Source organism: Rhizobium sp. TH135 (assembly GCF_002855515.1).
Classification (GTDB): Bacteria; Pseudomonadota; Alphaproteobacteria; order Rhizobiales; family Rhizobiaceae; genus Allorhizobium.
The window spans coordinates 932190-948263 of record NZ_PKRP01000001.1; the positions used below are offsets into that span (position 1 = coordinate 932190).

Genomic DNA, 16074 nt, shown 5'->3' on the forward strand with positions numbered 1-16074 from the left:
GACGATGAACGCCAACCGAGAAATCCTATCGAACGTCATGCGCCCTCGCCCCACCTGGCGGGTCGAAACCCGCACCCGCCTCTCCACGCTTTTTTCGATCGCAGCGATCCTCTTCGTGCTGCTTCTGGCAGCCGCCCCGTTCGTCGTCTCGCGCGGCGTGGTGCAGGACCTCTTCTTCATCCTCACTATGCTGGCGCTCGCCCAGAGCTGGAACCTGCTCGCTGGATACGCAGGCCTGATCTCTGTCGGCCAGCAGCTTTTCGTCGGCTTTGGCGCCTATGCGCTCTTCGGCTTCGTCATCCTTCTCGGTGTCGATCCGATCCTCGCCATCCCGCTCGCCGGCCTCTTCGCCGTCCTCGTCTCCATCCCGACGGCCTTTTTCGCCTTCCGCCTCTACGGCCCCTATTTCGCCATCGGCACCTGGGTCATCGCAGAGGTCGGCCGCCTGCTATTTGCTCAATGGAAGGCGCTTGGCGGTGGCACCGGCACATCGCTACCCCGTGATGCCACGCGCGAGATGTTCGGTGTCTCGTTCCTGGAAGACATGTTCGGCATGCGGGCTGCAGCTGCCGCCGATGCAGTCGCCTTCTGGCTGGCGCTGCTCGTGCTCGTGCTGACGATCTGGTTCGTCTACCGGCTGCTGCGCTCAAAGCAGGGCTTGGGCCTTGCCGCCGTGCGCGACAACGAGACGGCCGCCCGGGCGCTCGGGGTGGACGCCCAGAAGCTGAAGCTCGTGATCTACCTCTCCACCGCCTTCATCACCGGCGTCGTTGGCGCACTTATCTATCTGCAGAAGGCACGCATCTCACCCGACGCCGCCTTCTCGCTCACCGACTGGACGGCCTATGTGATCTTCATCGTCGTGATCGGCGGGATCGGCACCATCGAAGGGCCGATCCTCGGCGTGATCATCTTCTTCCTGATGCAGAATGCGCTCTCAAGCTACGGGTCCTGGTACCTGCTGCTGCTTGGCGCACTCGCCATCGTCACCATGCTTTTTGCGCCGCGCGGGATCTGGGGCCTGATCACCGACCGTACCGGCATCGAACTCTTTCCGGTCCGCCGCACCTTGAGGGGTGGATCGCTGGAACAAACGACAAAGGGAGGGCCAAATGGCTGACATTACAACCGACGTCCTGATCATCGGCACCGGGCCGGCCGGCTCGGCAACGGCCGCATTGCTCGCAAGCTACGGCCTCGAGCCCATGGTCATCAACCGCTACCGCTGGCTCGCCAACACGCCGCGCGCCCACATCACCAACCAGCGCACCATGGAGGTTCTGCGCGATCTCGGCCGCGACGTCGAGGACGAAGCCTACATGTTCGCGACCGAACAGGACCTGATGGGCCAGAACGTCTTCTGCACGGCGGTCGCCGGCGAAGAAATCGGCCGCATGCAGAGCTGGGGCAACCATCCGCTCTCGCGCGCCGAACATCTCCTCTCTTCGCCCGGCCGGATGAACGACCTGCCACAGACCTATATGGAGCCCCTGCTCTTCAAGACCGCCTGTTCGCGCGGTGCGCAGTCACGCATGTCGACGGAATATGTGAGCCATGTGCAGGATGCGGACGGCGTCACCACCACCTGCCGCGACCGGTTGACGGGCAAGGATATCACCATCCGGTCAAAGTTCCTGGTCGGGGCCGATGGCGGCAACTCCAAGGTTGCCGAACATGCCGGCCTCACCTTCGAAGGCAAGATGGGCGTCGCCGGTTCGATGAATATCCTCTTCGAGTGCGACCTCTCGCGCTACGTCGCCCACCGCCCCTCGGTGCTCTACTGGGTGCTGCAGCCGGGCGCCGATGTCGGCGGCATCGGCATGGGCCTCGTCCGCATGGTCCGCCCGTGGAACGAGTGGCTCATTGTCTGGGGTTACGACATCAACCAGCCGGCACCCGCCGTCGATGATGCCTTCGCCACCAAGGTCGTGCGCGATCTCGTCGGCGTCCAGGACCTGCAGCCGAAGATCAAGTCGGTCTCCACCTGGACCGTCAACAACATGTACGCAACCACGATGTCGAATGGCCGCGTCTTCTGCATGGGGGATGCCACCCACCGCCATCCGCCGTCGAATGGGCTCGGCTCGAACACCTCGATCCAGGATGCCTTCAACCTCGCCTGGAAGCTCGCCGCCGTCATCCGCGGCCAGGCCGGCATGGGCCTGCTCGACAGCTACCAGGCAGAACGCGCGCCCGTCGCCAAGCAGATCGTCACCCGCGCCAACAAGTCGATCGAGGAATTCGGCCCGATCTTCAAGGCGCTCGGCCTGCTCGATTCCGTCGACCCGGTGAAGATGCAGGAAAACATGGACGCCCGCTGCAACGACACGGCGGATGCGGAAAAACAGCGTGAGGCGATCCGCCAGGCGATTGCCCACAAGGTCTACGAGTTCGACGCGCACGGCGTGGAGATGAACCAGCGCTACAAGTCCGGCGCTGTCGTGACCGACGGCCAGCCGGAACCGGCTTTCGAAAAGGATGCCGAGCTGCATCACCAGCCGACTAGCTGGCCCGGCGCAAGGCTGCCCCATGCCTGGCTCTTCGGGCCAGAAGGCGAGAAGGTCTCAAGCCTCGACCTAACCGGCCATGGCGTCTTCACCGTTCTGACCGGCATCGGCGGCGATGGCTGGGTGGCCGCCGCAAAGTCCCTGTCGAAGGAATTCGGCCTGCCGATTACGGTCCACAAGATCGGCCCCCGCCAGACCTGGCAGGACTTCTCCGGCGACTGGGCCCGCGCCCGCGAAATCCGCGATTCCGGTGCACTCCTTGTTCGCCCGGACCATCACGTCGCTTGGCGCGCGGAAGCCGCCGTCAAGGACCCCGAAGGCGAGCTGCGGCGCGTCCTGAAAACCATTTTGGACCGGTGAGGAGCGATCATGGAAGCGCATGAAAAGGGCTACTTCACTGAGGAAACCTCCGTCGAGGTCGTCACAGGTCGCAATGCCAACGCCAAGGACGAGCGTCTCAAGCAGGTGATGGAGGTCATCACCCGCAAGCTGCATGAGGCGGTCAAGGAACTGGAGCCGACCCAGGACGAGTGGATGGAGGCGATCCTCTTCCTCACCCGCACCGGCCAGATGTGTAACGAGTGGCGGCAGGAATTCATCCTCCTGTCAGACGTGCTCGGCGTCTCGATGCTGGTCGATGCGGTCAACAACCGCAAACCCTCCGGCGCCTCGGAAAGCACGGTGCTCGGCCCCTTCCATGTGGCCGACGCCCCCGAACTGCCGATGGGCGCCAATATCTGCCTGGACTCGAAGGGCGAGGACATGGTGATCGAAGGCCGGATCCTCGACACCGAGGGCAAGCCGATCGCCAATGCCGTGATTGATGTGTGGCAGGCGAATGACGAGGGCTTCTACGATGTCCAGCAAAAGGGCATCCAGCCCGACTTCAACCTCCGCGGCATCTTCCGCACCGGCCCGGACGGGCACTACTGGTTTCGCGCGGTAAAGCCGAAATTCTACCCGATCCCCGACGACGGCCCGGTCGGCCAACTCCTCGGCAAGCTTGGTCGCCATCCCTATCGCCCGGCTCACCTGCACTACATCATCAAGGCAGACGGTTACGAGACGCTCGTCACCCACATCTTCGATCCCGATGATCCCTATATCCATTCGGACGCGGTCTTCGGTGTGAAGGAAAGCCTTCTGGCAGAATTTGTCCGCAGGAACGATCCGAGACGCGCCGCAGACTATGGCTTCACCGAGGAGTTCTGGGAGGTGAAGCACGACTTCGTGCTGGTTCGAACTTAGCCGTGGCTCTTTGCCGCTCGTGACTTGATGATCCCGCACGCACTTGCGGCGGGATCTATCCGTTTAAGGGTGACGAAAGAGCAATCCGTCCTTCCCAGGAGAATTGCGCCCGGCTGATCAGCGATAAAATCAACTCGCCGATTGTCGCAGTCTCACCCCTGCCCTTTTGCCGGACCGCGGCGCCGTGAGCTCTAAGGTGCTGCAGCAGCACCGGATAATGATGCGCCCTATTAAATCAAGATATTCTAAAATAACAGTCATAACACATCAGAAACGGTTGATGTTACCAACGAATTGACTAAGCAGCAGGAAACCTGCGCGAGGCTATTCACTTAGACTGCTTTAACGGGAAACCCCGACTATCACCAAAAATGAACACGGCAGTATTAACCGAAAATTAATCAAGCGCTTCCTGAAACATACCGCATATGCTAGAACTACTCCCTGAGAGGGTGGGAGTAATGCTTGTACGTGTCGCGTTTGTAGACGATCATCCGATTCTGTTGGAGGGATTGGTCAGCCTATACAGGACCAAGACCGATCTTGATGTCGTGGCGATGGGTCACACCACCGTCGACGCGCTGAATATTGTTGAAACCCACCATCCTGATGTCATCGTGATGGACCTGAGCATGCCGGGAGACTCCTTCGCGGCGATAGATGTCATGCTCGCCTCCTATCCTGACACGAAGGTCATCGTCTTCACGGCCTCAAGCGCCATCCAGCCGGCGGTAGAGCTTATCGAGGCAGGGATCAGCGGTTATGTCCTCAAGGGGGCATCGTCCTCGGATCTGCATCACGCGATCATCAGCGCCTATGGCGGCGAGACCTACATCACCCCCGGCTTTGCTACCAAGGTCATCGTGTCGATGAAGACGGCAGAGCTGCGGCGCAGGGCACAGCCGGCCGAGCGCCTCCATCATCGCGAAGAACAGATCGTCAGCGGACTGCTGAAGGGCCTGACGAACCGCGAAATCGGCGTCACCCTGAACATCAGCGAAAAAACCGTCAAACACTACATGACGTCACTGATGAGCAAGCTCAATGTCCGCAACCGCGTCGAACTCGTCATCGCGGTCAAGAACAGGACATCCCCACGCGATCGCATCGCAAGCTGATGATCTCGCTATTCGTTGCCGATCGGCAAACTTGCGATCGCAAATGACCCATTTCGGCGCGGGAAATACCGCATCCGCCCACCAAAACTGCGGATTCGCCGTTTCTGGCTGACCTTGCCCAGGCGCACCCTCTGCACTTCCCGTTTCGACGACAGAACCGGACGCTGGCCGATATCCACCACGGCGACAAAGAGCCGCCCGCGCTTGAAGCTGCAGCGGACCATGTGGGAATTGCTGCTGGCATGGCGATAGCTATTCATCAGCCCTTCCAGCACGAACCGGTAAAGACAGATCGACAGATCCGGAATGCGCAAGTCTATGCCGGCACTCCCAATCAAGGTCGTCTCCCGTCCGGTGATCTCGAGATAGCGCTTGGTCGCAAGCTGCAGAGCTTCATCGATCGTTGCGTGTTCGAGTTCAGGCAGCACGAGCCCGGCCGAGAGGTTGCGGACCTCGTCCAGAACATTGCCCACCAGATCCAGGATCTTGTTCAGGGCATCGCGCGTTGCCTGGGAAACATCGGAGCGCGGCGTGACCAGGTCGCTCAAACGCAGTTTCACCAGCGTAAGCAGTTGCACCGATCCATCATGCAGGTCCGCCCCGATCTGATCCAGTATGCGTTCATTGAGCTTGCCGGCCTCGACCCGGGCATTGTCGGCGAGCAAACGCAGGCGGTTGTTTTCGACGGAGAGTTCGATGGCGTTGCGAAGGCTTTCCCGCAGCGTGCGCCGCTGCTGTTCGATCAGCCGCGCGCCCTTTCTGACGACGAGATAAAGCAGCGACAACATCGGGACTGACAGCAGGAGCACCCCCGCCATTGAAGTGCTCCGGGTCTCGGCGATCTGGCGTTCGAGGACTTCGGACTCCTCGTAGATTTCGCCCGCCAGCAAGACCTCGCCGTCCGCGGATCTCACAAGCGGACCATAGATCTCCAGAAGAGACTGCGATGTTTCTTCGTCACTATACTGATGTTTGGCGACCGTCGTCCGCGACACCACGGTCTGGCCGGCAAGCGCCTGCTGGAGTTCTTCGAACATGCCGGGCTCTTCGGCAGATGTCCCCGGCGGATAGATCTGCCGGCCATCGGCCGTCCAGATCTTGATGTTGATGACCCGCTGCCCGGGCGGCCCCTGGCCGATCAGGTTGTTGATCTTGCCTTGAAACACATCATCAAACCGAAACTCGCCGTTCTCCGCGCGCTCGATCAGCGGGGCAACGAGGGCCTGCATCCTGACAGCGCCGGCAGCGCCTGCGGCATTGCGGGCCGCCTTTTCCACCTGAGCAGCCACAAAGAAACTGACACCAGCCATCAAACCGAAGACGATCAGCGACGCGGCAATCAGGAACTGCGCCGACAACGAAAGTGACCCCAGCCTGAGCCACACACGTTGCACCAATGACGGCACCGGTCTGGCGCTTTCGTCTTTCATCGAATTGGTGTGCATCAAACGAAGCCGAGTTCTGTCCAGACCTGCAGCATGCCATTCCCCCGACTTTGCGCAGACCTGCAGTATTGTTTCTGCAGTTTCCGCCACCCCTCTTTGCCCTATATTCATGCACGCTTATAAGCTTGTTGTCGACTACGCCTTTAGAAAGCTCAGACCAAGGTCTGAATCGGGATTGGACTTTGATCCTACAATAGGCGGGACCAAGTTCCCTTCCTGTTTTTGCCGCATGTGCCACGCTGCTTTCCTGACAAATCCCTGACAGCACGTCATGGGGATGAACATCGGAGGCGGGGGCACCCCTGTAGCGTTATGGTCCAGATCAATCAGCACGATCTCGAATTCATTCTTCGCCAGATCAAGATCGCAGAAGCGAACTCGGTCGCTCACTCGGGCAACGATGCGAAAGCCCTCACCAATATCTGGGTCGACGAGCTTGGCAACGTTGTGCCGGAAGGCACAGAAGGCGCGACACTCGCCATCAGCGCAGAGCATGTTCCCTACGGACTCAGGACCGTCGACGGCAGTTTCAACAATCTGGGTGCCGGCCGCGAGAACTGGGGTGCGGTGGATCAGCCGTTCCTCGATCTGCTCGGCGACGAATGGCGTGTGACCGATGGCGATACCTTCCAGATCCGGACCGGCCAGAACACGTTCACGACGATCGGTGGCGCCTATAACCCGACGGGTGCAGTTGCAGACGCCGATCCGCGACTGATTTCAAACCTGATCGTCGACCAGACACTCTCGAACCCTGCAGCGATCTACACCGCGCTGATGCAGGCCGGCTACACGGGCAATGTCCTGAGTGCAGTAACCTCGATCAAGACGCAGTTCGATGCAGCCATGCTCACCGCAAGGACCGCAAATGATGCCTTGCCGGCCGCCCAGCAAAAGACCGACGCGGTCCTCATCGCCAATGTGACCACGACGCTCGCGACGTCGCTTGAAAACACCTATGGCATCACCTTCAACGGCCCTTCGATCCTGATCGAAAACGTGGCTCCGGACGAAGGTCTCTCTGCTCCTTACAATTCATGGTTCACGCTGTTCGGCCAGTTCTTCGACCACGGTCTCGATCTCGTCCAGAAGGGCGGCAACGAGAAGATCTACATCCCGCTTGCTCCGGATGATCCGCTTTATGTGGAAGGCAGCCGTACCAACTACATGGTCCTGACGCGCTCGCCGCAGACGCCGCTCAACCTGACTACGCCGTTTGTTGACCAGAACCAGACCTATTCCTCGGTCGCGTCAAAGCAGTTGTTCCTCCGCGAATACAAGATGGTCGACGGCAAGCCCGTATCGACCGGTCATCTTCTGGAAGGCTCGAAGGGGATCGCCACCTGGGCGGAAGTCAAAGAGCAGGCCCGCGAAATGCTCGGCATCAACCTGACGGACGAGTTCGTCGGAACTGTGCCGCTGTTCCGGATGGATGCCTATGGTGAGTTTGTGCGCGGCCCGAATGGCCTACCGATGGTCGCAACCGGTACCGCAAACAACATCGTCTGGGTCGAAGGCAATCTGACAACCCCGATTAGCCTCGCAAATGCGGTTCTGACCAATCATGCCTTCCTGGATGATATCGCACACAACGCGGTACCCGGTCTGATCGATGACGATCGGAACCCGGCAACGCCAGACATCATGAAGACCGCCGACGAAGACGACGTGGCCAACAATGCAATCCCGCTGAACACTTCCGGTCAGGCGACAACCTATGACGACGAACTGCTCGATGCGCATTTCGTCACCGGTGACGGTCGCGGCAACGAAAACATCGGCCTGACCGCAGTCCACCACATCTTCCATTCCGAGCACAACCGCATCGTCGAGCAGGTCAAGGAGCAGGCGATTGCCGCCGCTCAGAGTGGCAACTTCGCTTTCCTGAACGAGTGGCTGGCCACCGATGTCGACGCACTACCGACAAACCTGTTGACCCTGAATTGGGATGGCGAACGTCTGTTTCAGGCGGCCCGTTTCACCACTGAAATGCAGTATCAGCACCTCGTCTTCGAGGAGTTCGCCCGCAAGATCCAGCCGGATGTCGACGCCTTCGTCTTCAACCCGTCGATGGACATCAACCCCGCGATCTTCGCCGAGTTCGCCCATGTGGTCTATCGTTTCGGCCATTCGATGCTGAACGAAACCGTCGACAGCGTCAGCGCAACGGGCGCCAAGACGTCGATGGACCTGTTCACGGCCTTCCTGAACCCGACGGCCTATGCGCCGGGCCAGATCACGGCGGATCAGGGCGCCGGTGCCGTCATTCGCGGCATGACCGGCCAGGTCGGCAACGAGATCGACGAATTCGTCACCGACGTTCTGCGCAACCACCTCGTCGGCATTCCGCTTGACCTTGCCGCCCTCAACATCGCGCGCGGCCGTGAATCCGGCATTCCAAGCCTCAACGCCGCCCGTGCACAGTTCAAGACGATCGCCAATGGCGACACACAGCTCGACCCGTACAAGAACTGGGTCGATTTCGGCATGAACCTCAAGAACCCGGCCTCGATCGTCAACTTCATCGCTGCCTATGGCACGCATTCCTCGTTGACGAGTCTCGTTGCGGTTCCGATCACACAGCAATTCCCTACAGGCTTCCGGGAGAAGACTGGCGAGGAAAAGCGCGACGCCGCGATGAAGCTCGTCTTTGGTGATTCAAGCCTCACGGGCGAAGCCAAAACCAACTTTGATGCAGACCGGATGGCTTTCCTCAACGGCACCGGCGCCTACACCAATCTCGGCGGCCTGAACGATGTCGATCTTTGGATCGGCGGCCTTGCCGAAAAGAAGATGGCCTTCGGCGGCATGCTCGGCTCGACCTTCTCCTTCGTCTTCGAGCTCCAGCTCGAAAACCTGCAGAACGGCGACCGCTTCTACTACCTGTCGCGTACGCAGGGCATGAACCTCCTCAACGAGCTGGAAGCCAACTCGTTCGCGGAAATGGTCATCCGCAACACCGACATCGGCCAGACCGGCTATGCCGTGCCGGGCGACATCTTCTCCGTGCCGGATCACGTTCTCTACGTTGACCGCGCCGAGCAGACGAGGTGGGGTTATACCGATCCTGTCGGCACAGATCCCTTCCAGAATGCTCTGGCACCCGTCGTTGAACGCGGCACCAACTCGATCAAGTACAATGGCAACGACCACGTGCTGATCCAGGGCACCAACGAGGCAGACACGATCATTTCCGGCGGCGGTGACGACACCGTCTGGGGCCGCGGCGGCAATGACCGGATCGAAGCCGGCTACGGCGTCGACAAGATTCACGGCGGTGAAGGCAACGACATCATCACCAATGCCGGGACCGACATCGGCGAAACAGACTTCCTCATGGGTGAGGAAGGTGACGACGTCGTTCATGGCGGCTCGGGTCTGGCACTCGTCTTCGGCAATCAGGGCTCTGACGTCCTGATCGCAGGCCCCGACGGCAAGGAAATGTTCGGCGGCGAAGGCGACGATTTCATGCTCGGCGGCGAAGGCGGCGACTTCCTGCTCGGCAATGAAGGCGACGACTGGATCGAAGGCGGCAACGGCTTCGATACGACAGCCGGCGACAATTCCGAACTCTTCTTCAACTCCACCATTCTTGGCCACGACGTCATGTTTGCGGGCGAGAACGAGCATGACTTCGACGCCGAGTCCGGCGACGACATCATGGTGCAGGGCGAAAGCGTCATGCGCAACGAAGGCATGTGGGGCTATGACTGGGCGATCTACAAGGGCAATACCGAAAACGCCGATGCAGATCTGACCAAGCCGATCTTCACCACCGACCAGCAGGACATCCTGCGCAACCGCTTCGACGCTGTCGAAGGTCTGTCAGGCTACAAGCAGAACGACGTACTGCTGGGCGACAATCGTGCGACGGCCTTCCCATCGACGCCGGATCCGGAGGCCGAGCCAGGTGCAAACCTTGCCGGTGCCGAAAACACCATGGTCAAGCACCACCTGAGCCAGGCCGGTATCGACCGTATTGCCGGCTTGCGGGAGCTCCTTGGCAACCTCGTCCAGAACACGACAGCTGTAGGTGAAGCGGCCCGCGAAGCCCAGATCGCCTTCGACGATGGCAATATCCTGCTTGGCGGCGGTGGCAGCGACCTGATCGAGGGTCGCGGCGGCGACGACGTCATCGACGGCGACTCCTGGCTTAATGTCCGTATCCGGATTAACACACCATCCGGCGTCTACACGGCGGATAGTCTGGCAGGCCCGGTCTATCTTCAGTCTCAGCTCGTCAATGGTGAGATTCCGGCCTCCGCCGCTGCTGCTTTTGGCGGCAAGGCCCTGTCCGACCTGCTTCTCGAGCGGACCATTACACCCGGCCAGATGGAAATCGTGCGCGAGATCGTTGATGGCGGTAGGACGGGCGATGTCGACATTGCCGTCTACTCGGATATCCGGGCGAATTACACGATCGAGCAAAATGCCGATGGTAGCTTCACGGTCACTCATGTTCAGGTCGATCCGACCGGAGCATTGGGGCTGGTCACCTCTGATGGCGTCGACCGGGTGAAGAACATCGAAGTGCTGCGGTTTGCGGACGGAGACCTTCGGATCCAGTCGCCGCGCATTGAGCTCAACGGCTTCGATACGGCACCGCAGGCCTATCGCGATACGTTTACGACGCCGCAGGGGCAACAGCCGAGCTACGCCAATAACAATGGTACGGCTGCGTGGTCCACGAGCTGGACGGAAGCCAGTGATCCGGCAGCGAACGCGGTTGCAACGGGCGCCATTCAGATCAACGGAGGCGCATTGCGCTTCGGTGAGAATGGGGGCGATGGCGCATCAATCAGCCGCGGCCTTAGTCTGACCGGCGCGACCTCTGCACAGCTGACATTCAACTTGTCCGACTCTAACATCGGAAACGGTGACTCTGAGCGGCTGCGGCTCGAATACTCTACGGACGGCGGCGAAACGTTTACGCTGCTGCGCGAGTTTAACGGGCAAACCTCGGGTCTGCAGACTGTGGCGCTCCCAGCGCCGTACGAGGCAAACGCCGTGATCCGTTTTACGACGACGGCGGCCAATGCCGGCGAATTCTTCTTCGTTGATGACGTCAACGTCTCGGTCACGCGTCCGGCCGCAGCCCCATCCGTTGATATCGCCACGACATTCACGGAAAATGCGCCAGCGATTTCCGTGGCTTCAGAGCCGAGGATTACTGACGACGGGGCAACGCTTGCCTCTGCTCGTATCGTTCTGACGAATGCGCGGCCTGGAGATCAGCTGAACGCGCAGGGCGTTCCAAATGGTATCAACGTCAACACCGCGAATGCCAACGGCACAATCACGGTAACGCTGACTGGCGTAGCGTCCATTGCAGCTTATCAAGCGGCAATCCAGGCCGTGACGTTTGCGAACAACTCCAACGCGCCGGATACAACACCGCGCGTGATCGAGGTGACCGTCAACGACGGGAACTTTAACAGTACGGTTGCCCGCAATACTGTGACGGTCGTGTCTGTGAACGACGCGCCGACTGCAGGAAACGATAACGTCATTACCAACATAGGTTCTGGCACAGTCTTCATTCCGCAGTGGACACTCCTGCGCAACGATGCGGATGCGGATGGTCCGTCACTGTCGATCAGCGCTGTCAACAGCGTCAACGGTCTCGCAGCATCGGTCTCTGCCGGTCAGGGGATTTCGATCAACAAGACAGTCAATGGAGGTACGTTGTCCTACACCGTGACTGACGGTGCGACACCGACCGCGGGGACGGCAAACGCAAGCATCAGCATTGCCACTGATACCACGGGTACAGTTGATGGTACCGGTGCCGCCAACATCCTGATAGGCAATGCGGCAGCCAGCACGTTCAACGGCGCGGGCGGCGATGACATCATTCTCGCCGGCGGTGGTGATGACGTGATCACGATCGGTGCGGGTGATGGCCGTGATTTCGTTGATGGCGGCGAAGGCGCTGATACCATTCGCCTCTCCGGTATCCCCATCCTTACGGACACGTTCCGCATCTATACCCGTGCCGCATACGAAGCGGCCGGTAACAGTCTGGCCAGCATCAATCCATCGACCGAGATTGTGATCGTCAGAAGTTCGTTCTTCGGTACTTCGATCATGGCAGAACTCGACAACGTCGAGGAAATCGTGATCAACGGTGGCACTGCGTCGCCTCCGGGCGGCCCGGTCGGGACCACGATCGGTGGTGACCAGGTCCAGGTCTTCGGCGACTTCACCCAGACCAGCCTCGCGCTCAACACAATCACGATCGAGGGCACCGGTGGCGATGACACCGTGGACATCTCACAGTTGAGCTCGGCGCACCGCATTGTCTTCCGCTCGAACGGCGGCAACGACACGATTGTCGGCACACTGCGTCCGCAGGATGTCGTGCTCGGTGCGGATGGCTCGGAACTGTCGACGTTTACCCGTACCGTCAATCCGGATGGCTCTGTCTCTTACGCCAAGGGTACCCAGACCATCACGATGGTCGCTGAAGGTGACGGCAACAATCCTGATCCAGTCACCGGCCCCACCGGAGCCTTCGAATACACGGCACGCGACATCCAGGGCATCACCAACCTGGTCAACGGCCTGCCAGCCTTTGCCGATGACGATGATACGCAAGGTGCCGTCGGCGTCCGCGATCTCTCCGGCAACGGCAACAACATCGACAACCCCGCCTTCGGCGCAGCGGATGAACCCTTCATTCGCCTGACCGAAGCGCGTTATGGGACCGGTGTCGAGCTGGACGCCCAAGGCAACATCATCAACCGGGCTCTCAATCCGATCTTCGACGGGCTCGATGCGCGGCAGATCTCCAATGTCATCGGTGCGCAGGAGGCTAACCTGCCGAAGGCCCCGAATGACGCCAACATCTTCTTCATGGCCTTTGGTCAGTACTTCGACCACGGTCTGGACTTCCTGCCGAAGGGCGGGGCCGGTAAGGTGATCATCGACGGTGCGGACATTCCCGGACCGACGGCTGCCAACTTCACGGATCTGACCCGCGGTTCGCTGGCCAATCCGCTCGAGACGGCGACCGACACACCGGAGCACCTGAACAAGACGTCGCCATTTGTCGACCAGAACCAGGTCTATGGCTCGAACGTAATCGTCGGCCAGTTCCTGCGCGAAAGCGATGGCAATGGCAGCGTAGGCTCGCACATCCTGATGGGTCCGGAAGATCCGTCGGCGCCTGGCTTCCATCTGATGTCGACCTTGCGCGAGCTGCTCGACCATCACCGGATGGCCGGAACCGTGTTCGAAGGACCCGGCCTCGGTGCCGGCCAGACCCTGCTCGAATACTATCCGACCCTTTGGACAGAGGCCGGTGGCTACAACATGACCGTCGTGCGGCAGCTTGCCGGGGACTTCATGGGCTCGAGCCATGCCCTGCTTCTCGACGCCAATCCGATCATCAGCCCGCTTGATCACTATATCGGTGGTGACGGCCGTGCGAACGAGAACTTCACGCTGACGTCGATGCACACCATCTGGGCCCGCAACCACAACTTCCATGTCGAGAAGTTGCAGGCCGCTGGCTTTGAAGGAACGCCGGAACAGCTCTTCCAGGCGGCCAAGATGGTCAACGAAGCCGAGTACCAGCGTGTCGTCTTCACGGAGTTCGCCGATGCACTCATCGGCGGCATCCAGGGGAATGGCAGCCATGGCTTCGAAGCCTATAACAACCAGGCGACTGCCAGCATCAGCCACGAGTTTGCCGCGGCCGTCTACCGCATCGGCCACTCGCTGATCGGTGACACGATCACGGTCAAGGGACCGGATGGCCAGAACGTCTCGGTCAACCTGTTCGACGCCTTCCTGAACCCGACCAATGATGTATTCTCGCCGTCGGAAATCGCCCAGCTGCAGGCCATGGGTTACGATCCTAAGCCCGGCTACGAGCAGCTCGGCACGGGGGCAATCTTGTCCGGCATCGTCGAGCAGCCGGCAGAAGATGTCGACTTCAACGTCGTCGATGCGGTTCGCAACGACCTCGTTCGCATCCGCGCCGACCTCTTCGCCTTCAACGTGGCGCGCGGTCGCGACGTAGGTCTCGGCACGCTCAACCAGGTCAAGGCCGATCTGCAGGCCTCAACCGATCCTTACATCAAGTTCGCAGTCGAATTCCTCGAAGCCAATGGTGGTTCGATGAACCCCTATTCTAGCTGGCAGGACTTCCAGCAGCGCAATGGTATTACTGACGTCGTCTTGGCGCAGTTCATGCAGGCCTATCCGGACCTCGTCCTGCAGGCCAACCAGATCGATGCGTTCAAGGCGATCAATGGCAACATTGTCACGGTTCGCCCAGATGGCACCGGTCTCGTGAAGGGTATCGATCGCGTCGATCTCTGGGTTGGAGGTCTCGCCGAGAAGCACTTCAATGGCGGCATGGCCGGCGACACCTTCTGGGTCGTTCTGCACGAGCAGTTCGATCGCCTGCAGGAAGCCGACCGCTTCTACTATCTGGAGCGTTTCGACAATTTCGACCTCTATGAAAACTTCATTGATGGCCAGGGCTTCTCGGACATTGTCGCCCGTAACACCGGGCTCACCGGCCTGCCGGAAGACATCTTCTCCTCCGACCTCGAAGACGGCGCAAATGGCGGCGGCGAGGGTGAAGGTGACGGGAACGGCAATGGTGATGGTGATGGCGATGGCGATGGTCAGACCGGTGGCGACGACGACAACGGCGGTGGAAATACCGGCGGTGACGACGGCGACGGCGAGGACGACGAAGACGATGGTGAAGACGACGGCGACGGTTCGTCGGATGGTGACGGTGAAGGCGAAGGCAGCGACGACGGCGATGGTGCCGGATCTGGTTCGGGCTCCGGTTCTGGCTCTGGCTCTGGCTCGGGATCCGGTACGGGTGGCGGAACGACACCAACCCCTGTCCCGGTCGCAGCGCTGACGCTGATCGGAACGGCGGCTGCGGACGCCCTTATGGGTGCAGCAGGCAACGACACGATCCTCGGCGGTGCAGGCACCGATATCCTTGTCGGACAGGCCGGCTCGGACATCCTGCGCGGCGAGGACGGTGACGACGTCGTAACCGGCGGTGACGGTGACGACTTCATCAATGCGGGTCTGGGCGACGACGAAGTGCATGCCGGAGAGGGCAAGGACATCGTCTTCGGCGGGGCTGGGTCTGACCAGATCTTTGCCGGTGCTGGCAATGATGTCGTCGAAGGCGGTGCCGGAGACGACCGTATCTGGGGTGGCGACGGCGACGATACCGTCATCGCCACGCTCAACGACGGCAATGACACCTACTACGGCGAAGCGGGCATCGATACGCTCGACTACGCCGCAAGCAGCGCAAACCTGACGGTCGATCTTGGCAATGGTTTCAACGATCGCGGATCGGTCGCGGGCGGCACAACGGGTTCCGACACCTTCTACGGTTTCGAGAACTTCGTCGGCGGTGCCGGCCACGACAAGATCACGGCCTCGACGGCGGTCAACATCATCGATGGCGGACTTGGTGACGACGTCTTCAAGTTCACCTCGGCAGCGTCTGCGAACGGCGACACGATCTTCGGCTTCCAGACCGGCGACCGGATCGACTTCACCGGCATGAATCCCAACGGGACGATGAAGCTGGAGGCGGGCCAGATGATCGATGCGATCGGCGACGTGACCATCACCCACGAGATCCGCGACGGCGAGGAGTTCACGGTCATCCGTGGCAACACGCAAGGGGACAATGCCGCGGACTTCGAACTCTCGCTGCATGGCCGTCACAACCTGACGATCAACGACTTCCTCGGCGTTTCCTGA

At 60.5% G+C, this 16074-nt stretch carries 6 protein-coding genes; 5 read left to right on the forward strand and 1 reads right to left on the reverse strand.

From position 1 onward, the window contains the following. Window positions 1-4: 4 nt before the first annotated feature. The 4 genes from C0V73_RS04445 (at window position 5) to C0V73_RS04460 (ending at window position 4873) form a co-directional block, all read left to right on the forward strand. Window positions 5-1120: a branched-chain amino acid ABC transporter permease gene (locus C0V73_RS04445; RefSeq protein WP_245407864.1), complete on the forward strand. Its 1116-nt coding sequence runs from the start codon at window positions 5-7 to the stop codon at window positions 1118-1120. Then, window positions 1113-2867 carry an FAD-dependent monooxygenase gene (locus tag C0V73_RS04450; RefSeq protein ID WP_102018750.1) on the forward strand — a complete coding sequence of 585 codons (1755 nt, stop codon included), beginning with the start codon at window positions 1113-1115 and terminating at the stop codon, window positions 2865-2867. Before C0V73_RS04445 ends, C0V73_RS04450 begins: the two co-directional genes overlap by 8 nt. A gap of 9 nt (window positions 2868-2876) precedes the next feature. Further along, window positions 2877-3755, forward strand: a complete 879-nt coding sequence (locus C0V73_RS04455; RefSeq protein ID WP_102018751.1) for an intradiol ring-cleavage dioxygenase — start codon at window positions 2877-2879, stop codon at window positions 3753-3755. A 461-nt stretch (window positions 3756-4216) separates the two neighbouring features. Next, window positions 4217-4873 carry a response regulator transcription factor gene (locus C0V73_RS04460; protein WP_102018752.1) on the forward strand — a complete coding sequence of 219 codons (657 nt, stop codon included), beginning with the start codon at window positions 4217-4219 and terminating at the stop codon, window positions 4871-4873. 8 nt (window positions 4874-4881) lie between these two features. On the opposite strand, the gene C0V73_RS04465 is transcribed toward C0V73_RS04460, so the two are convergent. Next, a complete protein-coding gene (locus C0V73_RS04465) occupies window positions 4882-6231 on the reverse strand; it encodes a histidine kinase (protein ID WP_245407865.1) in 1350 nt (449 codons plus the stop codon). Window positions 6232-6630: 399 nt separating this feature from the next. Between C0V73_RS04465 and C0V73_RS04470 the strand changes: the two genes are divergently transcribed. Then, window positions 6631-16074: a peroxidase family protein gene (locus C0V73_RS04470; protein ID WP_102018754.1), complete on the forward strand. Its 9444-nt coding sequence runs from the start codon at window positions 6631-6633 to the stop codon at window positions 16072-16074.